Here is a 19,826-nt window from a genome sequence, read left to right as displayed (position 1 = left end):
TATTGCACGAGGGGAGGGGAAACCTTGAAACTTAAACTGCGTATGCCAGAAGTCCACGATATGACTGCTGATACGGTTGATCTTGTCTCTACATCTTCTGTCACTGCGGATGCTTCTCCAATCGTTTTAAACCAAACAGATATGTGTAGGCTTAGGTTTTTGCCAACCTTAGTGAAAAACGAAAATGAACCCCATAAATCTGTGTCGGGAAAACTGATGTACGAAAAGAAGCACAAATATGAAGATGCTTTTCCGAGCGATGGTAACACTTCTGATGAAAAAGTCTCGCGAGGTTCGGTTAAGGTTGAAAATTGGATGGAGTTTCAGTTTGATACCAGCGAAACTTATGAGTTATATGTCGGATTAAAGCGGCTTTATGACTTGTTTGATGCAATGGGTGAAATCCCATACGGCGCAGCTACCTATACAAGAGTAGACAGTAGTTTCCGGCAATTTCTCTCAATTATTCAAAACGACCCCTCAGCAGCCCGAATGATTGGAAACGAGGAAAACTATGACCTTGTCAAAATTTTGCTTCGCCTCATTACTCAGACGAGTTCTCTCGAGTCTCTGAAAAGAAGCCTTTCTGAGTTACAAGACGAGAACTTGCAGCATTTAACAACCTCTCTGAACATTGAAAAACTCCAACGAGTCGCATCGCTGATGGAGAGTAATCTTGATAATGATAGCGAGGAATTTTGGCAAACTATAGTGTTTAAAGAGAATCAATGGGTCTTAGCACAAATATTTGCATGTCCATGTACTATTTTTGCAGATAAGGCTTATGTCGGTGGTAAAGGCATTGATAATAGCGGTGGAAATTTATGTGACTTCATTTATCAGAATAAATTATCTCAAAATGTTGCGCTGATAGAAATAAAAACTCCCTGTACAGATATTATTGGGAATGCATATCGAGGAACCTTTAGTTTCAGTTACGAGTTGAGCGGAGCGGTCAACCAGGTATTGAACTACAGAGATAAAATCACAAAAGATTATTACACCCTGTGCCATCAGGGAAACGAGTCATTTGAAGTGCTGTCACCAAAATGTGTTGTGATCATTGGGAAAATGTCATCAATGTCTGCTAATCAAGTTGCTGCATTTGAAAATTTTCGCAATAGTCTAAACAATGTTTCAGTATTAACATTTGATGAACTTTACCAGCGCATTATCGACCTAATCTCTATTCTTGCAGAAGACAATTCTTCTCAGCAGGGTGAGACAGAGCACATGGCACAAGAATATTTTGAGGAACTGCCTTTTTAGTTTTTTACTGATAACACAAGGCTGATAACTGTTCGAAAACAGGCTTTCGGATAGAAACCATAGGATAATGATAATCTGTATCAAAACAAATAACCCTGAATCAAGTCTAAAAAAGTTTAGAAACGGGTTGACTCTGCGAGTGAGAATAAGCAATAAGAGCCTCCGTCATTTACAGAAACCTTGTACTCCGCTATACTGAAAACAGCAAGGTGAGGAGGTGTGGTGATGGCGGGCAGACGGATCAGCGCCGGGTACTACCAGCGGTACGACAGGAAAGTGGTCTATGTAATCTCTCTGGCCACCGATGCCGACACCGGCGAGGAAAGTGTCATCTGGACCACCTACCCCTTTGCGGCTGTCCCCAGATACTACACCTCCAGCAAAAAGTCCTTCTGCGCTTTTATCGAAGTGAACGGCGAGCGGAAAGCTAAGTATAAGCGAATGCTCAATATGAAGATCTCCGGAGAAGCCATAGAGCGGCTGGAGGAAGAAGGTTTCCGGGGACCGGTTCGTAAACGAAAAAATTGGCAACTGGATGAATCTTATGACTCCCGAGATTATCAGCAATCTCTTACCTACTACGCATACGCAAAAGATCTCTGCGAGCACTACAACTTCGACCGGAACAAATATCGCCTCTGCGTGAAGGAAAAGAGATTTGCCGCCATCACCAAAAGTGACTTCGCCAAGCTGAAAGAGGACCTGCAGTTTCTGGACAATGTCCTGAAAACGGTGCTGGTTACATACCAGGGCTATTTCCGGGAGCGGTTCGTGGATGGCCTGTCCATTCGCAAGTACGCGGAAGCCCATCAACTGAACCGTGGCAGCGTGGACTATCAGCAAAAGAAATTCTTCTCTGCTCTGGCCTCTCTGCTGAAAGAGCGGGACGAGGCGGAGGGAACATGCCGGCTGCTGAAACCAGCACAAAAGTAAATAATCCAACCTCAAACGGAGCGTCTGCGACAAAGCAGGCGCTCCATTTTTCTGTCAAATGTATGTCAGTGGGATATATTTTCCCCAATACAAGTAGAGAGACAACTCGGACACCATCCAAAGGTTATGTCAAACCTATGTCACATGCAAATGTTCGCGGCTAAAGAAGTAGAGGGAGTTTTGAGAAGGAGATGGTCAACATGAAAAAATCTGGCTACAAAAACCACAACGAGGCAAAGGTGCCGGGCATATCACCGTCCAGCGGGTATGAACCCATGCACGAACCGGATTTCCTGGTACTGCGTGTGGGCCACTGTATGGTGGTGCCGAAAGAAAAACTTATTCAGTGGGTGGAGGAGTATACGGGAGGTGCTATATGAAGTTTCAACAGTGGCCCAAACGAGATCCTGACAAAAACTATTTCAAGGTTCCCAATGAAGTATTTCACATCGGTCTCAGTTACCCGGAGATCTCTGTCTACTGCTATCTGCTGAGCATCGAGGACAGAGAAACCTACCAGTGCTACCCCAGCTACAAGACTATCGGCAAGGCGCTGGGTATGAGTGAGAACACCGTGAGCAAGTATGTGCGCAGCCTGGAGGAGAAAGGTCTCATCCGCACCGAGTCGACGATTGTGCGGAGCAAAGACGGCAGGCCCCTCAACGGGAACCTGCTCTACACCATCCGTCCGATCCAGGCGGCAATCGAATTGTTCTACGAGCGGCAGTTCCAGCAACTGGAGGAGGATGCCGCCCGTCAAAGAGCGGCGGAACGCCTGGCAGAATCGGCCCGTGAAAGCCCCCAGAACGCCCTGTGTACGCCTTTCGGGGAGGAAGCGAGTCCCAGTGCCGATCCAGGGTTGGAGGCCCAATTGGGCCCGCTTTCGGAGGAAATCTCGAGGACGAAAGAAAAAGCAGGATAAACGACGGGGTCGCAAGCGCCCCCGTCAGAAGCACCTCTGCCCGCAGTGCGGGCAGTTGCGGGGGCTTTTGCGGGGATTGGAAATGGGGTCAAAATCCGGGCAGTGATATCATCTCTGCGGTCACTATCCCCGAAAGCCTACTGTCACAAGGAAAAAACAGGGGTCAACCCCCGGAAAGGAGAACATTATGAGCAAAAAAGAAAAATTCCCCCTCTACCTCTCACCGGAGAAAAAGGCCATCCTGGAGCGCCGGTATCAGGAGGACGGGAGCCGGAGCATCACCGCCTTCATTGAACGGGCGGTGGACTTTTACCTGGACTACCTCAGCGCCAATAACGCCGGACTGTTTCTCCCAACCTCCATCAAGTCCTACCTGGACGGAAGGATGGGACAGCTGGAGGAGCGGCTGTCCTCCATCGCCTTCCGGCAGGCGGTGGAGCAGGACATGGTGGCCGGTATCCTCGCCGACGCGTATCAGTTCAGCGGCGAGGATCTGCGCCGGCGGCGGGCGGAGAGCGTTCAAAATGTGCGGAAAACCAATGGCCGCATCTCGCTGGAGCAGCGGGTGCGTGGGGCTTGGGAGGAGGACGATGAGTGGCAGGATTGATCGTGAAAAGCCCGTATCTCAAGTGCGGAGGCGGCAGTTCGGTCAGCGGCTATCTGCGGTACATCGGTACACGGGAACGGGTGGAGATCCTCACAGATGACCGTCCGCCCACTCGAAAGCAGGAGCAGCTCATCACCAAACTGACAAAGGATTTTCCGGAGGCCAGGGAGCTGGGCGAGTATTCCGATTACAAAGACAAGCCCACCAAGGCCAATGCCTCTGTCTTTATCACCAGAGCACTGGAGGAAAACTGGTCTCAAGTGCAGCAGTCAGATGGCTACATGAAGTACATTGCCACCCGGCCTCGCGCGGAGCGGCTTGGTGACCACGGGCTCTTTGGTGATGAAGATGCTGTGGACTTGGAGCAGGCCATGCAGGAACTGGATCAGTACAACGGGAATGTGTGGACGCATATTCTCTCCCTGAAGCGGGAGGACGCTGCGCGTCTTGGATATGACAATGCCAAAGCGTGGCGAAACCTGCTCCGAGCCAATCGCAATGAAGTCGCTGCCGCTATGAACATCCAACCAAATCACTTCCGCTGGTATGCCGCCTTCCACGATGAGGGCAAGCATCCCCATGTCCACATGATGGCGTGGTCGACACAGCCGGGAGAAGCATATCTCACGCGGGATGGTATCCGCAACATCAAATCTGCGCTCACCAATCAGATATTCAAACAGGAGATGCTCCACACCTACGAACAGAAGTCACAATCGAGGGATGAACTGGTGCGGGAGGCTCGCCGCGTGATCCGGCAACTCACCCAGGAGATGACACGAAGCGTCTGTACAGCTCCCGAGATTGAGCAGAAGATGGAGCAACTGGCCGGACAGTTGGAAACGGTCAAGGGCAAAAAATCCTACGGCTACCTTCCCAAGTCCGTGAAGAAAACCGTGGACGAGGTAGTGGACAAGCTGGAAGAGCTGCCGGTAGTGCGTGAGTGCTACGACCGGTGGTGCAGGCTCCAGGGCGAGGTGGAGAGTTACTACCACGACAAACCCAGAGAGCGGAAAAAGCTGTCCCAGGAGAAAGAGTTCCGGCAGATCAAAAACGCTGTCATCCAGGAGGCGGAGCACATCCGTCTGGGTGAGATCTCCTTCGAGGATGATAACTTGGCTGAGCACGACGAGCCAGAACAGGCGCGTGGTGAGTCTAATGCCTGCCGGGAGCTGTGGCGAATCATTCGGAACGAGGACATTTCTCTGGACTACCGTGACCGGGCGGCGGAGAAGCTGGAACAGGTGGCGGAGTGCGGCGACGCCTATGCGCAATACCGAATGGGACAACTCTACCGGGACGGCCCTTTGCTGATCCCTGACAACCGCAAGGCCAAACACTGGCTCACTCAGGCAGCGAAACAGGGCCTGCAGGAAGCACAGTATGCCCTTGCCAAGCTGCTTCTCTCCGACGATTGGGAGGTGCGGGACCCGGACGAGGGCATCCGCTGGCTGAAACAGGCGGTGGAAAACGGAAGCCACTTCGCCGCTTACCGTCTGGGCAAAGAGTATCTGGAGGGAAACACCGTCAACAAGGACACCACCAGAGCGGAGGATTGGTTCACCAAATCGGCGGAGGCGGGCAACCAGTACGCCCAGTACATGCTGGGCAAGCTGTACCTAATGGGACAGGGCTGTCTCCAAAATCAGGCCCAGGCGATGGCGTGGTTCAGCCGCTCCGTCGCCCAGGGAAATCAGTATGCCCAGTTCTTTTTGGCGCAGAGGAACGATCTCCGCCCGCCCTCTGTGATGCTGGCGGTCACTCAGATGCTCTACCACATGAGCCGGATATTCCAGGACAACTCTGTGCCGCCTGCCGTCCCAACGGGCCAGCAGGTGGACCGAAAACTCAGGCAGAAGATCCAGGAGAAGAAGATTGCTATGGGCCACAAGCCGGATGACCATGAGGAGCAGTGGCCTGAGATGACCATGTAAGCGGCGCAGAAAATGAGCCGCAAAACAAAGAATAAAATCCCTTCCGGCAGAAGGGTAGAAAGGAATCCGATGAAACGATCCAAGTACAACTCTTTCAATGAACTCCCTCTGATGCTGACCGTGCAGGATGTGGCCGATGTGCTGGGCATCGGACTGGCCCACGCCTACGAGGTGGCCCACCGGCAGGATTTCCCCACCATCACTCTGGGCAGCCGGATCATCGTCCCCCGTGATAAGTTCATGGCGTGGATCGACGAGCAGGCGGCCAAAAAGACGGAAATATTTTAGTGGCTATTTCAAAGATTCTGTGGTATTTGTTTGTGTTGCCAAGGAGGGATAAACGATGGCAAAGAAACGAGCAAACGGCGAGGGCAGCATCCGAAAGAAGCCCAACGGCCGTTGGGAGGGCCGATACACCCAGGGCATCGACCCCAGCACCGGCCGCGCCATTCAGAAAAGCGTGTCCGCCAGGACGCAGGCCGAATGCAAAGAAAAACTGGCAAAGGCCATCCGGGACAACCGGGGCATCCCGGTGAACCACAACGAGGACTACACCGTGGCGGAGTGGTGCAGGCTGTGGTTTGAAACCTACAGCAAGCCTGTGATCCGCCCCAACACCGCAAAGACCTATGAGAACATGATCGAAAACCACATCGTACCGGCTATCGGAGGAGTGAAACTCAAACGGCTTACCGCCATCCAGATCCAGAAGATGTACAACGATTCCAAGACCAAAGGGCGGGTGCAGCGGTTCGAGAAAAAGACCGACACGACTCTGTCTGGAAGTACGGTGCGGCGCATCCACATGGTGCTGTCCTCGGCGCTGAAGCAGGCGGTTAATGAGCGGATCATTCCCTACAACCCTTGTGACAACTGCCGCATCCCGCCCAAGGAGAAAAAGGAGATGACCATCATTCCGCCAGAGAAGCTGGGGGTATATCTCAGTGAGGCGGAGAAGTACGGCGTGCTGCCCATGTTCTTCCTGGAACTGTCCAGCGGCCTGCGGCGTGGGGAGCTGCTGGCGCTCCGGTGGGATGACCTGAATGTGAAGGGCCGCATCCTCTCGGTGAGCAAGCAGGTCACCCGCATCGACGGGGAGCTGGTGGTGACAGAGCCCAAAACCAAGAACTCTGTCCGCAAGGTGGCGCTGTCCCAGCAGGCGGTGGCCTTGCTGGTGCAGGAGCATGAACAGCACCCGGACAACCCCATCCTGTTCCCGTCGCCCCGCACCGGCGGCTACTGGAGCCCAGATGCGGTGTCCAGGATCAACCGGAAGTTGCTGGCGAAGGCCGGTATCGAGGAGCATGTTCGCTTCCATGATCTGCGCCACACTTTTGCCACTATGGCTCTCTCCAGCGGCGTGGATGTAAAGACCCTGTCCAGTATGCTGGGCCACTATAGCGCCGGGTTCACTCTGGACACTTATACGCACATCACCAACGATATGCAGAGAGGTGCAGCGGAGAAGATCGGCGGCTTCATGGAAACGGCGACGGCCAAACCGGAACCGGAGCCGCCTGACCCGCCGGAGGAGAACCGGTGTAAGGTGATACCGTTCGAGAGAGTGGGGTGAAAGAATTGAAGCCCAAGGGACAGCGCCGCGTCCCTTGGGCATCTGTTTTGTTGCGCAGAAAAGCAATGTTTCACAGAGTGAGGCGTTTGCATTACTAATGACAAATAAGACTCTACGCACAGAATAAAAGGAAAGAGCGGGTGGCCACCCGCTCTTTTGTCGTTTACGCAAGAATCTTATTGCTCTTTGTACGGTTGCACTTCCAGCACAGAGTCTGCAGATTTGCCTCTTCCGTGCGGCCGCCCTTTGAGACGGGGATGATATGGTCAATCTCCAACAGGAGGTTGGGCTCTTTGTGGGTGGAATTGCCACAGTTGCAACAGGTGAAATCGTCGCGGGTCTTGATGGCTTCCCGCAGTTTCTTGGTCATCATGGTGCGCTGCTCTTTAGCAAAGGCACTTGCTGTGAGTTTGCTCTCAAGAGTTTTAATCAGCTCAGCAATCGTTTCTTCTGTCATAGGAACGGTAAAGGAGCGCTGGGCCATTCCGCCGCCGGAAGTATAGGCAAACTTATACTCAACGGTCAGGACACTCTCGTCAATGTTTGCAAAGCCCAAGCGGGAGTAAAATCCGGCTTCATCATTTTCCATGACATACGCCGGGACATCGCCAAGATACTGCTGATAATCAGCCTTATAGTTTTCAATAATCTGCTTTGCCTCTCGCAGAGTCTGGAGCTCCTCAACCAGATGATAGAGCTTCTGAATCTGGTCAGGATACGCACTTTTGTTGGGGTAGAAGTTCTTGACGATATAGTCAAGAGGATTGTTCTCAGCACTGGCAAAAACAGTGGCAGACACTTCCGCAGTGAAGGGGGTGATGGTCTTCTTATATGGCCGGATGTAGTTGTATTCATCCTCGTTTACCGTCTCATTGCGGACGACCCGAGTTCCAAAGAGCTCAGAAATAGACTGAACTTTCTCGTTGATGTACTCATTGAAGTCTCGTTGAGAACTCATAAGCACTTCACAAGTCTCCTTAATCTTTTGGAAGTCGGGGGAAGCATAATAATCAAGGATACGCTGATTTGAAGCAACAATCCTCTCGATATCCGCTTTGAGGCGAGTTATGAAGTCTTCAATAAGGCCCCATTCCTCGCTGTCAAGGGATTTAATTTTCTTAATGCTGTTTACCGTGCGATCGAACAGCTGTCCAATTAAGCTATCCAGCTGTTCCTGGCTTCCTTTGATAATCAGAGAGTCGCGGTTGTTGTTGGCATAGTCAATAATGGCATTGACCTGGTTGTAAAAATCATGCTGCTTCTGGGCAAGAGCTTCTTTTTGCTGCTCCTTGAGGAATTTGTTGTACTCGGTTTTCCCCATTAGCAAAGAAGGGTCTTTCTTGAAGCTGTCGATTCGATACTGCCCGACATGGATATCCTTAGAACCAAGGTTGTTGCCGGCGGAGGATATATAGCTGACTCTGATGCGGTAAGAGGCAGCATTATTCAGAACCTCTTCAACCTGCTTTTTCAGTTTCTTGTACTGGGGACGCGACTGGAGTTCGTTGCTTTGGAGAAACTGCGTCAGGCGAGAAGAAATCTCTCTCTTGCGCTGTATCCTCGCTTCTGCACTGGGTAGCTTCTCCTTGTTCTCCTTGAAGAACTTAATATCATCATACTTCTCCAGGGTTTGCCGGCTCTTTACAGTGACATACTCGTCAACATAGGAAATAATATTCCAGCTTGAAAAGCCCAAGGAAAGTAATGCCTCGGCTTCAAGATTCTCGTACTGCTTCTTCCGCATAATCTTGAATGCCACAATGGCAACAACAATTGCGATGAAAACTATCATCTCTAACTCCCTCTCTTTTTGTGTGGCTCACCTCTGAGAGCCGATTTCAGATGTTGCCAGTATAGCATGCTGCCTTATTTTTGACCAGCCTTTTCCGTTTAGAATTTTTGATTTGCAGTCTGGATAGGTGCAACTATGGGGGCCTTTTAACAATGCCCGTACTACAGGAGCTGCACGGAGATAGGGATGGGTTAGGGATTTGGTGTTTTCAGCGGCTATCCTCGCTCATGCGCCCGCCACTTTTCTGACTTTTGAACCACCACGAAACAGCAAAAAACAAAATCGCAAAAACCAAGCTTAAAACGCAGAAAAACCGCCTTTTTAGGCGGTTTTTCTAAGGAAGGTGGTCCGAGTGACAGGATTCGAACCTGCGGCATCCTGCTCCCAAAGCAGGCGCGCTACCAACTGCGCTACACCCGGATATGAAGTTGTGGGGTGGCCTGGGCGGATTCTCCCAAAGCAAGCGCGCTACCAACTGCGCTACACCCGGTTATGGAATTGTTTTATCTGTGGTCTTTCATGTGGTCTTGGCCGTTTTTTGACCAATGGCTTTACGGAACTGGTTCCCGCTTCTGGTAGTGTCCCAGCGGGTTGCGGGGTTGCGGTTTTGTCCTCATGGATGGGCTGGATATGCTCCCAAACCCAGCGAGCTATTTAAACCACCGCTCAAATTTTGACCTTGCAAGTAAGTATACCAGAGTCTATCCCAGAAAACAATCCCCAGGTGAAATTTTTTCACTGCTCATTCAGAACAGTCATAATATACGGCGGCGGGAGGTGTCCCGCCGCCGTTTTTTCATCTTCCGTATAGGGTCTCCCAGCCCACAAGGCCATACGCTGACCGAGCCGACTGTACAGCCCGGAGAATCGCCTGCTCCATGGCCTGAGCAGCCAGGGCCCCCACTACGTTTACGTCTCCCTGCACATCTCCCAAGGACAGGACATAAATGCTGTCTCCATCGGCAGTAGTATGCACCGGACGGATGGCTCGTGCATATCCGTTGTGGGTCATACCGGCGATCTTACAAAGCTGGGTCTTATGCAATTTTGCATTGGTTACCACCACACCCAGTGTAGTATTCCCGGTAAAAAGATTCTCAGCCAAGGTCACATCCGAGAACATCTCCTCCAACGTGCTGGACAGGCCGGTCTTTCCCGGATTCAACAGACCGGCAACCGGCTTTCCGTCGGGGCCGTACACATCTCCCAGCGCATTCACTGCCACCAGGGCTCCCACCTTTAACGCCCCTGCCTGGAAAGCGCAGGTACCAAAGCCGGACTTCATGGCCCGCTCCATTCCCCGGTACTTACCAATGGAACAGCCGGTGCCCGCGCCCACATTGCCCTGCGCCGGAGCCTCATAGGACGCATTTTCACAGGCCTCATAGGCCATTTGAGCGGTAGGACGCACATCCTTACGGCCCACGGTCAAATCAAACAGGCAGGACTGGCTCACCAGGGGAACCTTCGTCACCCCCACGTCAAAGCCAATATCCCGCTCCTCCAGATACCGCTGCACACCTCCGGCCGCATCCAGTCCAAAGGCGCTGCCCCCCGACAGGAGCACTGCGTTGATCCCCTCCGCTGCAGCCACGGGATTGAGGATTTGGGACTCCCTGGAAGCGGGGCCTCCCCCCCGGACATCCAGTCCGGCAGGGCTCATCCGATCGCAGAGAATCACCGTGCAGCCGGTGGCAGCTTCCGAATCCTGGGCATGGCCCACCCGGAAGCCTCCTACCTCCATGATACCGATTTCCTTCATGCCAGCTCTACCTCTCTCCGGTTGACTGTCTTTTGCAGCGCCTTACACACGGCAGTACCCAGCACCAGACAGGATGCCGCCTCCGCCAGGCCGTTGACCGCCACCAAGCCCATCATAAAGGCCAGTAAACTGATACCGCCCGCTCCGGAATAGCCATAGGTGGTGACGGAGATATTCAGCCAGGTGTCTGCAAAAATAAACCAGTTGCCCACAATGTACAATACCGTGTTCAGCGCCGGAGTGAGAAAGCAGCACAGGGCAATTCCTGCCACTCTGGTGCGGTCAAAGCGCCCCAGCAGCTTGTAGAGAAGTCCGGGAATCACACCCACCAGCACCCGGTTGACCACACAGCAGAAAAAGGTGCCCAGGGCATTGACCTGGAGCAGCATAGCCCCCAGAGGACTGGCCCCAAAGCACTGGAAGAAGCTGGTCAAGCCAAACACCAATCCCAGAAATCCTCCCGCCATGGGTCCCAGTATAATGGACCCCACTGCCACCGGGATGACGATGAAGGTGATCTCCACACCCCATGGGGTCTTCAAATAACCCAGTGGGGTATAGGCCATGATGAGCACCAGGGCCGTCAGCAGTGCCAGTTCCGACAGATAGCGTACATTGGTTTTGCGTTTCATATTCAATTCCTCCTGCTGCCGCTCCACATCTGTGGATGCAGCGCAAATTTATCCCGCCATAGGCAGAGACAAGGGGAGTATAGCGCGGTTTTTTAAAATTTGCAAGGGGCTTTTTCCCTTTTTTCCCGTGCTTTGGAACAAACAGAGCTGCTTTTTATTGACGGGAGGGCCAGGATGTGTTATCGTCCTATAGAGTATACATAAAAGGAGGCGAGGGCTTGATCGTTCTGGATCTGGAGTGGAACCGAGGGTATGACAAAACGCCCCTGGACGAAATATTGCAGATCGGCGCAGTACGCCTGGACCGTCCAGGCACACGGATTGTAGACACCTTTAACGTATTCATCAAGCCCCAAGTGCACCGCCGCCTCAATCGCACCGCCAAGGCCCTGCCGGAAATCGATGCCTCCCTCACCTCCACCCTGGACTTTCCCACCGCCTACCATAGCTTTCTCAGCTGGTGCGGCGGAGAGACAGACTTTGCTGCCTGGGGGGCCGACGATTTTGACACATTAAATCAGAACGCCCGCTATTGGAGGCTCCCCACTCTGGAGCCCCAGGCCATCTACGACCTGCAGACTGCCTTTTCCCTCACCATGGGCACCCTGCAGAACATTGCCCTGTGGTGGGCGGTGGAGTACTGTCAGATTCCGGAGTGCTTCTCCTACCATAATGCCCTCCACGACGCTATGTACACCGCCCTTACCGCCGCCTGGGTGCCGGAAGATCTGCTGGAGCTGTCCGCCCGGCCCAGGTGGACCCTGCGCTATCTCATGCATCCCTATCCCCCCCAGCCCAGCCACCCGGTGGGTCCACACCCCTCCCTTCGGTCCGCGCTGAACAGCCGCGCCGCCCGAAAGGGCGCCTGTCCCCTGTGTGGAGAACCCATCTGGATCCAGTCCTGGAACTTTTTCCAGCCTGGCACCTATTACACCGACCTTCTCTGCCCCAGCCACGGTCATTTTCTCTGCCGGCTGACCCTCTCTCAGAGAGAGGACGGACACTGGACGGGCCACCAGGGGATACCCGACCTGACGCAGGCCGTACTGAAGGACTATGGCCGGGCCAAAACCGGAACACACTATCCCTGCCGGGGCGGCTCCAAGGGCCGCCGGCGCTACCGCAGACGAAGAAAGGATCATAAACATGAACGAAATGATACTACTCAAGCTGGGTGAGCTGGTCCTCAAGGGACTGAACCGCCGCAGCTTTGAAGACAAGCTTCAGGCCAACATTTACCGCAGGCTCAATAACCTGGGCCAGTTCCGGGTCTATACCCGCCAGTCCACCACCTATGTGGAGCCCATGAACGACCAGTGCGACATGGATGGAGCCTGGGAAGCCCTCACGAAGGTATTCGGTGTAGTCGGCCTTTCCCGTGCCCGCGCCTGTGAGAAGGACAAGGACGCTATCCTGGCCGCTGCTCGGGAGTATCTGGATGACAAGCTCTCCACCGCAAAAACCTTTAAGGTGGAGACGAAGCGGGCGGATAAGACCTTCCCCATGACCTCCATCCAGCTCAGCCAGTATGTGGGCGGAGAGCTGGACGAGCTCTACCCCAACCTCCAGGTGGACGTACACCACCCGGAGCTCACCGTCCATGTGGAGATCCGGGATTACGCCGCCTTTGTCCACGCCGACCCTGAGCCCGGCGCGGGCGGCCTGCCCGTGGGCATCAACGGCCGGGCAGTGTCCCTGCTGTCCGGGGGCATCGACTCCCCCGTATCCTCCTGGATGATTGCCAAGCGGGGCGTGGCTCTGGAGATGGTCCACTTCTTCTCCTACCCCTATACCTCTCCCGAGGCCAAGGAGAAGGTTCTTGAGCTGGCCCGGCTGCTCACCCCCTGGTGCGGCCGGCTCACCGTCCATGTGGTCCCCTTCACCGCCATTCAGGAAGAACTGCGCCGCTCCTGCCCGCCGGAGCTGTTTACCCTTATTATGCGCCGGTTCATGATGCGCATTTCTGAGCGGGTGGCCCAGCGGTGCGGGGCCAAAGCCCTGGTCACCGGCGAGTGCCTGGGTCAGGTGGCCAGCCAAACCATGGAGGCCATGACCGTCACTGGAGCGGTGGTCAAACTGCCCATCCTTCGCCCGGTGGTCGGGATGGACAAGGAGGACATCGTCCAGATCTCCCGGAAGATCGGCACCTTTGACACCTCCATTCTCCCCTACGAGGACTGCTGCACTGTCTTTACCCCCCGGCACCCCCGGCTGCGCCCCACTCTGGAGGAGATCGAGGCTGCCGAGCAGGCCCTGGACATTGAGTCCATGGTCTCCGCCGCCGTGGAGGGCATTGAGCGTGTCCAGGTATAAGCTGTACCAAGAATAAAAATTCCCACAGGGCTTTCCCTGTGGGAATTTTATATTTCCACGGAATATCGTTCCAATACCTGGGTAATTTCTTCTTCCGAAAGCTCCCCCAGAACCCGGACCGGCCTGGGCTCCCGGTCATAGGGACCAATGGCCTTCTGGTAAAAGGACAGCCCCAGCCAGCGGCCGTTTTTATACCCCACACGTTCCTGCAGCCCCGTACAGGCAAAGCCCATTTTCTCATGGAAGGCCTCGCTGTGTGGGTTGGGACTGGACACCAGGGCGCAGGCTGTACGCACGCCCTGGAGGGAAAGCAGCTCCATCAAGGCCCCATAGAGCCTGGCTCCCAGCGCCCTCCCCCGTACCTGTTTCTCCAGGTAAATGGACAGCTCCGCGCTCCAGCCGTAGGCCGCCCGCTGGGCCAGGGGGTGGGCATAGGCGTAGCCCAACATCCGGCTCTCCTCCTCCAGCACCAGGTAAGGATACCGCTCCAGGGTGTGGACGATACGCCCCTGAAATTCCTCCAGACTGGGACAGACATACTCAAAGGTCACGGTGGTGGCAATGTAGGGCCGGTAAATCTCCAGCAGTGCCCAGGCATCCTCCGGCCGGGCCATGCGCAGGTTCATAGGCTCTTTTCCCCCTTTTCCTCCATCAAGGGCAGCACTGCAGTGAGGCGGGTGCCCACATCCACCCGTGACACCACCTCAAACCATCCCCCGTGGCGTTCCACGATCCACCGGGCAATGGCCAGGCCCAGCCCCGTTCCCCCGGTTTTCCGGTCGCGGGACCGATCTGTGCGGTAAAACCGCTCGAAGATGTGGGGGATGTCCTGTGGGGGAATTCCCATTCCCTCATCCTGGACGGTGAGGCGGGCATAACCGGAACTCTGGGTCACCCGGAGATAGATTTTCCCCTCTGGGGGGCTATACTTCAAGGCGTTGTCCATCAGAATCCGCAGTACCTGCTTCACAAGCCCCGGATCGGCATACACCGCCACCGGCTCCTCCTCCCATCGGGGCAGGAAGACCCGCTGGGGATGAATCATCTCCTCCTCCCGGAGCACCTCTCCAGCCAGAGCGGTGAGATCCACCCGCTCCCGCTTCACCGGCTGGGAGTCGTTGTCTCCCCGAGCCAGAAACAAAAGCTGCTCTACCAGCCGCTCCATGGAGGCGGCCTCCCCCCGGATGGCGTCAATGGACTCCTGAAGGGCCTCCGGGTCCTCCTTCCCCCACCGGTCCAGCAGAGCGGCGTAGCCCTGGATGACGGCGATGGGGGTACGAAGCTCGTGGCTTGCATCGGAGACAAAGCGCATCTGAGCTCCGTAGGCCTGGTTCACCCGGTCCATCATCCCATTGATGGCCTGGGCCAGGGAACGCAGCTCCTTCTGGGTGGCAGGCAGATCAATGCGGCTGTCCAGGTGCTTGGCGTCGATTTTCTCCAACTCCCCGGTCAGGTTTTCCAGCTCCCGCCGGGACATGTGGGTCATGGAGTTGAGCCGGGCGGCGGTGGCTGCCAGCTCCTGGATGGGCCGAAGCACCTTCCGAATGGAGCGCTTACTGCTTAGAAGGCCCGTCAGCAGGGACAGGCCCTGACACACCAGCAGCACCAGCCCCGCCCAATAGACGGTGCGGGCAATGCCGGACAGGTCCACGGTAATAGCATAAGGCTGGCCGTTATTGGACAGCGCGATGGTATAGTAGGACCCGAGATCCCAGGAGCGTACCCCGCCCGCCGTCTCCGGGTGCTGGGGCAAAAAGGGGAAGGCCATCAGGGTCTGGCCCTCTGCTCCACTGCCCTCCTCCTGGCCGTAAAAGCCCGGCTCCTCCTCCAGAGGGGTGATGGTGTAGTCGCTGGCCTCCATCCAGGCCAGTGCCTCCTGGGTGGGTACCCCCCGCTCCGCTACCAGGGCGGCCACGCTGGCACAGCGGTTTTCCGCATAGAGGACCATCCCCAGGGTGATCATCAGCAGCAACAGCAGGTCCATTACCAAAAAAACTCCCAGCTGCCGCAAAAAAAATCCGATGTTCAGCCGGAAAGCCAGAGAGGAATCCCGAGCCGCGGAGATGGGATCCGCCGGAGGCGGCGACTGAAATTTATGGTGTTGTCTGCCCATGGCGGTCTCCCCCCTTTCCTCTGACATGCAGGATGTTTACTTCTGATCCTTCATCCAGGCCCAGATGGCCTCCAGGTGTTCAAAGGACACACAGCTGCCGCCTTTTTCCAAAAAATCCAGCTGCCGCTGCTCTTCCGGCGTGCGGCGGCTGCCCTTGTCCCGCAGGGACTGGCGCATGGAACGGGTCACCATGTTCACCATCCGCCGCTTGATCCACCCCACCTTTTTCGGGGCCCAGCCTCCCTGGAGGTAAAAAATGGGCGCGTCAGGCACATAGTTGGCCTTGGCCAAGGTGTCCAGCGTCTGTTGGGATGCGGGGGACATGCCCACGCCGCACACCCCTTTCACCTGAAAGCGCTTCACCGCCTGGTCCACGCCAGTGATGTGACCGGCCATCAGCGGCCCCATAAAAAAGACCTCAGTACCCTTGTCCAGCCCGCCGGCCTGGGCAAGGCTATAGACTTTCATCTTCTCCGCCTTGCCCAGCATTTCGGCATATTCCTTGGTAAAGCCGGTGTTGGAACGGTATACGATCACCATAGCATGTTCCTCCCTAGTCTTCCTTAATGACATAGCCCACTCCCCGGACGGTGTGGATGAGCTTGATGCCAAAGGCGTCGTCCAGCTTGCCCCGCAAAAAGCGGATGTACACATCTACGGAGTTGGTTTCGCCCACAAAGTCAAAGCCCCACACCGCATCCAGCAGGGCCTCTCGGGAGAGGACCCGCCCTTTGTTCTCCAGCAGATGGCGCAGAAGGTCAAATTCCTTCTTCGTCAGCTCCACCGGGGTTCCTCTCACGGTGACCTGGTGGCGCTCCACATCCATGGACACCTCTCCGGCGGAAAGACATGTCCCCGTCCCTGGCCCCGTCTGATTGCGCAGGGCCGCCCGGATGCGGGCCAGCAGCTCCTCAATGGCAAAGGGCTTGGTCACATAGTCGTCCGCCCCGGAGTCCAGACCGGACACCTTGTCCATCACGCTGTCCCGTGCGGTAAGCATGATGACGGGGACCCGGCTCTCCTTGCGCAGCCGGCGCAGCACCTCCATCCCGGAAAGCTGGGGCAGCATAATATCCAGCAGGATCAAATCAAACTCCCCGCTCAGCGCCCGCTCCAGGCCTTGCCGGCCATCAAAGGCCTTCTCCACGGTGTAGCCCTCATACTTCAGTTCCAGCTCCACCATCCGGGCTAATTTCTCTTCGTCCTCCACCAGGAGGATCCGTTCTCCCATGGATCTCACCTCATATCCTTACGGCTTCTCTTCGTCCTTGCTCTTGTCGGTCTCATGCTTCTCATGCTGAAGCTTCAGCTCGTCCATCACCTGGCGGCCCAACTCCGACGCCGTGTCCGCCACACTGCCCATCACGCCGTTTAAATCCTCCCGCTCCAGGTCGGGACCGGAAAAGCGGTAACGAAAGCCCACAAACAGCCCCAGAATGAGCACTGGGATCACCAGCCAATAGGCAAAAAACAGCAGCAGTACCAAAATAAGCACCGGCAGAGCGGTGATAGGCTTGTCTTTGCGCCAGATCTCCAGCTCATTGTCAATGAGCCAGCGGCGTAAGGTGGTAAACAGGTTCCTTCCGCTGCCTTTGGACCAGACCACCTTCACCCGAACGCTTCCCGGCTTTTTTTCTTTTTCCTTCCGGCCCTTCTTTTCCCCCAGGGGAGACAGTGTCTGCGTAACCGGCGGCGGGGGCGGCGGCATCTCGCTGCGTGTGGAGAAATACGCCCCCTCCTCCCGAGGAATCGCTCCCCGCTCCTCCAAATAGATGATGGCATCCAGCAGGTTTCCACCGCTGTATTCCAAGGCCTGCTTGGCCTGGGCGTAGGTAACGCCGGTCTTTTCCCGCAGCTGCTCCACCTGCTCCAGTGTGATCTCCATGTCTGCCACCCTCCTTTCCCGGCTGTCGCCCTTAGTTTGCTCCAACCATACCACAGATGGGTTGAAAGCCCGTTTATCTCACATTAAAATCCCATTAAAACCCGGTCTTTCGCCGCCTTAGGGGAGCTTGCCCATCCGATTATACTATGATATAATAGTTTGCGCAACTGCGCTGGAAAGGAGGAACCGCCCCATGAAATCCCTGCGCCGCACGGCCGTCACCCTGCTTACCCTGGTTTTGTGCCTGGGGCTGTTCCTGCCCCTGCCCGCCTCCGCCGCAGACCTCTATTTCACTGCCATTAACGAACGCATCGAGTTTCTCACTTCGGACACCATGCCCTTTTGGTCCGGCGGAACGCTCTATGTGCCCTATACTCTTTTTGATAAAAATCTCAACTCCACCCAGACGGATCTGGGGATCACCGTCAGCTACAACAGCCGTACCAAAACCTCGGTCACCCTCTATAACCTGCGCCAGCAGATGCTCACCTTCGACCTGGTCTCGGGCACCTGCCGGGATGATCTGACCGGGGAGGTGTTTCCCTACCGGGCCATCATGCGAAACGGAAAGCCCTACCTCCCTTTGGAAATGGTATGCAACTTCTTCGGCCTGAGCTGGTCCTATAACACCCTGCCCGACTTCCCCCAGAGTTATCTCATTCGGATCATGACCGACGAGGTGGTTTTGGACGACGCCGCCTTTATTGGTGCAGCAGGTTATCTGCTGGATCGCCGTCTCCAGGCCTATACCCAGAGCCTCAGCCCCGGTGAGACCACCACTACACCTGGGACCAGCGCCGTTCCGGGTGAGGAGATCGGTAAGGAGGAAGAGGTCACCCCCACCAACATTCCCACCTATCTGGCCATCCGCTGCGAGAGCGGGGAGAGCATCCCTTCCATCCTCAACACTCTGGACACCGCCGGGCGCTTTGGGGCATTTTTCCTGACCCCGGAACTTCTTCAGTCCCAGGGAGACCTGGTGCGCCGGATGCTGGGCACCGGTCACAGCGTGGGGATCCTGGCCATGGGTGAGACGGTTGAGGAGAGCACACAGCTGCTGGAACAGGGACAGCGTGCACTGGAACAGCTTACCCTTACCCGCACCACACTGGCCTATGTGCCCCAGGATCAGATGGACGCCTTGGAACAGGCCGGCTGGGTCTGCTGGGATGAGACTCTGCTGCTGGAGCCCTCCTCCAGCATCGGTGTGTCCGCCTATTGCAGCCGTATTATGGGCCGCCTGGAAGGCCGGAATCTGGTCACGTACCTCACCTTGTCCGGAAATGAAGACGGAGCACGGGTCCTGTCCACTCTGCTGCGGCAGCTGTCCGAGGAGCACTTCGTGGTAGGAACCCCCCTTGAGACCCGCCTTTGATCCATATTTGCATAAAAAAGGCAGCCTATCGGCGGCCTTTTTTATGCCTTATCCTGCCGCTCCAGCGTCAGTGTAAACACCGGGCAGCCCTCCGCTGCCGGAGCAGCTGCTGCTTGGGGCAAGGAGACCTCGATCCCATCCTGGGTCAGACACCAGCCCTCCAAAGGCCGGGCCGCCTGGGCTTTTTGGGTCCAATCCCCGTCCAGGAACGGATCTCCCCCTGCCCTTCTGCCCTCTCCTTGGCGGACCAGCTCCTCCCATAGCCGTCTCTTCCATCCCCGCTTTTTCCCCACAAGCGCCTTTAAGGGACAGGGAGCTCCCTGGCGCACCTTCCACACGTCTCCCCAGCGCACCCGGTTAGGACGCCCGTCTCCCCTGGTCTCCCATCCGGTAAAGCGCAGACTGAGCAGTCCTCCCTCCAACAGGGCGACCTCGCCCCGCAGCTCCCCTTGCCAGGGTGTAAAGGGCCGCGCCCGCTCCCTTCGCTCCCCCAGTTCCAAACAGGCCTTCCAATAGACCTCCCGCTCCCACCGTTCCCGCCAGCTCCGGGCCAGACGGGCATAGTAGCGCGTGATCCACCTGCCTCCCAGCCCGGCTCCGGATACCTCAGGCCAGCTTAGGGTATACTCCAATACCGGTTCCCCTTCCAAGGTCAGAATGCGATGTACCTCCTGCCAGCTCACCTGGACCCCATTTTCCCGGCTCATAACGGGCCC

Annotated in this window: 20 protein-coding genes and 1 tRNA gene; 11 read left to right on the top strand and 10 right to left on the bottom strand. The window is 55.8% G+C overall.

Annotation, left to right across the window (positions count from 1 at the left end; genetic code table 11):
* Positions 1-24: 24 nt before the first annotated feature.
* The 8 genes from ACTQ3R_RS06790 (at position 25) to ACTQ3R_RS06755 (ending at position 7,238) form a co-directional block, all read left to right on the top strand.
* Entirely contained in the window at positions 25-1,269 is a 1,245-nt protein-coding gene (locus ACTQ3R_RS06790) for a Shedu immune nuclease family protein (RefSeq protein WP_441778382.1), read from the top strand.
* A gap of 225 nt (positions 1,270-1,494) precedes the next feature.
* A complete protein-coding gene (locus tag ACTQ3R_RS06785) occupies positions 1,495-2,202 on the top strand; it encodes a hypothetical protein (protein ID WP_441778381.1) in 708 nt (235 codons plus the stop codon).
* A 200-nt stretch (positions 2,203-2,402) separates the two neighbouring features.
* Positions 2,403-2,582, top strand: coding sequence for a DNA-binding protein (locus ACTQ3R_RS06780; protein WP_441778380.1), 180 nt, complete (start codon positions 2,403-2,405; stop codon positions 2,580-2,582).
* Positions 2,579-3,124: a helix-turn-helix domain-containing protein gene (locus ACTQ3R_RS06775; protein ID WP_441778379.1), complete on the top strand. Its 546-nt coding sequence runs from the start codon at positions 2,579-2,581 to the stop codon at positions 3,122-3,124. The genes ACTQ3R_RS06780 and ACTQ3R_RS06775 overlap by 4 nt, the downstream gene beginning before the upstream one ends.
* 187 nt (positions 3,125-3,311) lie before the next feature.
* Positions 3,312-3,731, top strand: a complete 420-nt coding sequence (locus tag ACTQ3R_RS06770) for a hypothetical protein (protein ID WP_008980526.1) — start codon at positions 3,312-3,314, stop codon at positions 3,729-3,731.
* Positions 3,719-5,665, top strand: coding sequence for a MobP3 family relaxase (gene mobP3 / locus ACTQ3R_RS06765; RefSeq protein WP_441778378.1), 1,947 nt, complete (start codon positions 3,719-3,721; stop codon positions 5,663-5,665). Before ACTQ3R_RS06770 ends, mobP3 begins: the two co-directional genes overlap by 13 nt.
* A gap of 69 nt (positions 5,666-5,734) precedes the next feature.
* On the top strand, positions 5,735-5,953 hold the full coding sequence (locus tag ACTQ3R_RS06760; RefSeq protein WP_008980528.1) for a helix-turn-helix domain-containing protein: 219 nt from the start codon (positions 5,735-5,737) through the stop codon (positions 5,951-5,953).
* Between the two features lie 55 nt (positions 5,954-6,008).
* Positions 6,009-7,238, top strand: coding sequence for a tyrosine-type recombinase/integrase (locus tag ACTQ3R_RS06755; RefSeq protein WP_441778377.1), 1,230 nt, complete (start codon positions 6,009-6,011; stop codon positions 7,236-7,238).
* Between the two features lie 163 nt (positions 7,239-7,401).
* Here ACTQ3R_RS06755 and ACTQ3R_RS06750 read toward each other — a convergent pair whose 3' ends face one another.
* The 4 genes from ACTQ3R_RS06750 to ACTQ3R_RS06735 form a co-directional block, all read right to left on the bottom strand.
* A complete protein-coding gene (locus ACTQ3R_RS06750; protein ID WP_441778376.1) occupies positions 7,402-9,030 on the bottom strand; it encodes an HNH endonuclease in 1,629 nt (542 codons plus the stop codon).
* A 344-nt stretch (positions 9,031-9,374) separates the two neighbouring features.
* A tRNA-Pro gene (locus ACTQ3R_RS06745) sits at positions 9,375-9,450 on the bottom strand.
* A gap of 376 nt (positions 9,451-9,826) precedes the next feature.
* Positions 9,827-10,792 (bottom strand): P1 family peptidase, encoded by a 966-nt coding sequence (locus ACTQ3R_RS06740; protein ID WP_441778375.1) that lies wholly within the window; start codon positions 10,790-10,792, stop codon positions 9,827-9,829.
* Positions 10,789-11,424, bottom strand: a complete 636-nt coding sequence (locus tag ACTQ3R_RS06735) for an ECF transporter S component (protein ID WP_441778374.1) — start codon at positions 11,422-11,424, stop codon at positions 10,789-10,791. Before ACTQ3R_RS06735 ends, ACTQ3R_RS06740 begins: the two co-directional genes overlap by 4 nt.
* A 218-nt stretch (positions 11,425-11,642) precedes the next feature.
* Here ACTQ3R_RS06735 and ACTQ3R_RS06730 point away from each other — a divergent pair, with 218 nt between their 5' ends.
* Positions 11,643-12,602: an exonuclease domain-containing protein gene (locus tag ACTQ3R_RS06730; RefSeq protein WP_441778373.1), complete on the top strand. Its 960-nt coding sequence runs from the start codon at positions 11,643-11,645 to the stop codon at positions 12,600-12,602.
* Complete coding sequence (gene thiI / locus ACTQ3R_RS06725; RefSeq protein WP_441778372.1) at positions 12,571-13,737, top strand: tRNA uracil 4-sulfurtransferase ThiI; 1,167 nt, start codon at positions 12,571-12,573, stop codon at positions 13,735-13,737. Before ACTQ3R_RS06730 ends, thiI begins: the two co-directional genes overlap by 32 nt.
* Before the next feature lie 47 nt (positions 13,738-13,784).
* On the opposite strand, the gene ACTQ3R_RS06720 is transcribed toward thiI, so the two are convergent.
* Genes ACTQ3R_RS06720 through ACTQ3R_RS06700 form a run of 5 tightly spaced genes read right to left on the bottom strand, consistent with a single transcriptional unit; the run spans position 13,785 to position 17,735 of the window.
* Positions 13,785-14,363: a GNAT family N-acetyltransferase gene (locus ACTQ3R_RS06720; RefSeq protein WP_441778371.1), complete on the bottom strand. Its 579-nt coding sequence runs from the start codon at positions 14,361-14,363 to the stop codon at positions 13,785-13,787.
* Positions 14,360-15,850, bottom strand: coding sequence for a HAMP domain-containing sensor histidine kinase (locus ACTQ3R_RS06715; protein WP_441778370.1), 1,491 nt, complete (start codon positions 15,848-15,850; stop codon positions 14,360-14,362). Before ACTQ3R_RS06715 ends, ACTQ3R_RS06720 begins: the two co-directional genes overlap by 4 nt.
* Positions 15,851-15,886: 36 nt before the next feature.
* Positions 15,887-16,390: a hypothetical protein gene (locus tag ACTQ3R_RS06710; RefSeq protein ID WP_441778369.1), complete on the bottom strand. Its 504-nt coding sequence runs from the start codon at positions 16,388-16,390 to the stop codon at positions 15,887-15,889.
* 13 nt (positions 16,391-16,403) lie between these two features.
* The gene (locus ACTQ3R_RS06705) at positions 16,404-17,081 is read right to left on the bottom strand and encodes a response regulator transcription factor (protein ID WP_441778368.1); all 678 of its coding nucleotides are present in this window, start codon (positions 17,079-17,081) and stop codon (positions 16,404-16,406) included.
* 18 nt (positions 17,082-17,099) lie between these two features.
* A complete protein-coding gene (locus tag ACTQ3R_RS06700) occupies positions 17,100-17,735 on the bottom strand; it encodes a ubiquitin (protein WP_441778367.1) in 636 nt (211 codons plus the stop codon).
* 193 nt (positions 17,736-17,928) lie between these two features.
* Between ACTQ3R_RS06700 and ACTQ3R_RS06695 the strand changes: the two genes are divergently transcribed.
* Positions 17,929-19,110, top strand: a complete 1,182-nt coding sequence (locus ACTQ3R_RS06695) for a hypothetical protein (protein WP_441778366.1) — start codon at positions 17,929-17,931, stop codon at positions 19,108-19,110.
* Positions 19,111-19,151: 41 nt separating this feature from the next.
* Here ACTQ3R_RS06695 and ACTQ3R_RS06690 read toward each other — a convergent pair whose 3' ends face one another.
* Complete coding sequence (locus ACTQ3R_RS06690; protein ID WP_441778365.1) at positions 19,152-19,817, bottom strand: hypothetical protein; 666 nt, start codon at positions 19,815-19,817, stop codon at positions 19,152-19,154.
* Between the last annotated feature and the right edge of the window lie 9 nt (positions 19,818-19,826).

Source organism: Lawsonibacter sp. LCP25S3_E2, assembly GCF_052117285.1.
In the GTDB taxonomy this organism is placed as follows: domain Bacteria; phylum Bacillota; class Clostridia; order Oscillospirales; family Oscillospiraceae; genus Lawsonibacter.
This window is presented reverse-complemented; position numbering and strand designations above follow the sequence as displayed.

Coding starts and splice junctions, on each gene's coding strand:
- ACTQ3R_RS06700 (WP_441778367.1), bottom strand. CDS start 17,735: ATGGAGATCACACTGGAGCAGGTGGAGCAGCTGCGGGAAAAGACCGGC.
- ACTQ3R_RS06750 (WP_441778376.1), bottom strand. CDS start 9,030: ATGATAGTTTTCATCGCAATTGTTGTTGCCATTGTGGCATTCAAGATT.
- ACTQ3R_RS06710 (WP_441778369.1), bottom strand. CDS start 16,390: ATGGTGATCGTATACCGTTCCAACACCGGCTTTACCAAGGAATATGCC.
- ACTQ3R_RS06705 (WP_441778368.1), bottom strand. CDS start 17,081: ATGGGAGAACGGATCCTCCTGGTGGAGGACGAAGAGAAATTAGCCCGG.
- ACTQ3R_RS06785 (WP_441778381.1), top strand. CDS start 1,495: ATGGCGGGCAGACGGATCAGCGCCGGGTACTACCAGCGGTACGACAGG.
- ACTQ3R_RS06770 (WP_008980526.1), top strand. CDS start 3,312: ATGAGCAAAAAAGAAAAATTCCCCCTCTACCTCTCACCGGAGAAAAAG.
- ACTQ3R_RS06720 (WP_441778371.1), bottom strand. CDS start 14,363: ATGAACCTGCGCATGGCCCGGCCGGAGGATGCCTGGGCACTGCTGGAG.
- ACTQ3R_RS06690 (WP_441778365.1), bottom strand. CDS start 19,817: ATGAGCCGGGAAAATGGGGTCCAGGTGAGCTGGCAGGAGGTACATCGC.
- ACTQ3R_RS06775 (WP_441778379.1), top strand. CDS start 2,579: ATGAAGTTTCAACAGTGGCCCAAACGAGATCCTGACAAAAACTATTTC.
- thiI (WP_441778372.1), top strand. CDS start 12,571: ATGAACGAAATGATACTACTCAAGCTGGGTGAGCTGGTCCTCAAGGGA.
- ACTQ3R_RS06715 (WP_441778370.1), bottom strand. CDS start 15,850: ATGGGCAGACAACACCATAAATTTCAGTCGCCGCCTCCGGCGGATCCC.
- ACTQ3R_RS06760 (WP_008980528.1), top strand. CDS start 5,735: ATGAAACGATCCAAGTACAACTCTTTCAATGAACTCCCTCTGATGCTG.
- ACTQ3R_RS06740 (WP_441778375.1), bottom strand. CDS start 10,792: ATGAAGGAAATCGGTATCATGGAGGTAGGAGGCTTCCGGGTGGGCCAT.
- ACTQ3R_RS06780 (WP_441778380.1), top strand. CDS start 2,403: ATGAAAAAATCTGGCTACAAAAACCACAACGAGGCAAAGGTGCCGGGC.
- ACTQ3R_RS06735 (WP_441778374.1), bottom strand. CDS start 11,424: ATGAAACGCAAAACCAATGTACGCTATCTGTCGGAACTGGCACTGCTG.
- ACTQ3R_RS06755 (WP_441778377.1), top strand. CDS start 6,009: ATGGCAAAGAAACGAGCAAACGGCGAGGGCAGCATCCGAAAGAAGCCC.
- ACTQ3R_RS06695 (WP_441778366.1), top strand. CDS start 17,929: ATGAAATCCCTGCGCCGCACGGCCGTCACCCTGCTTACCCTGGTTTTG.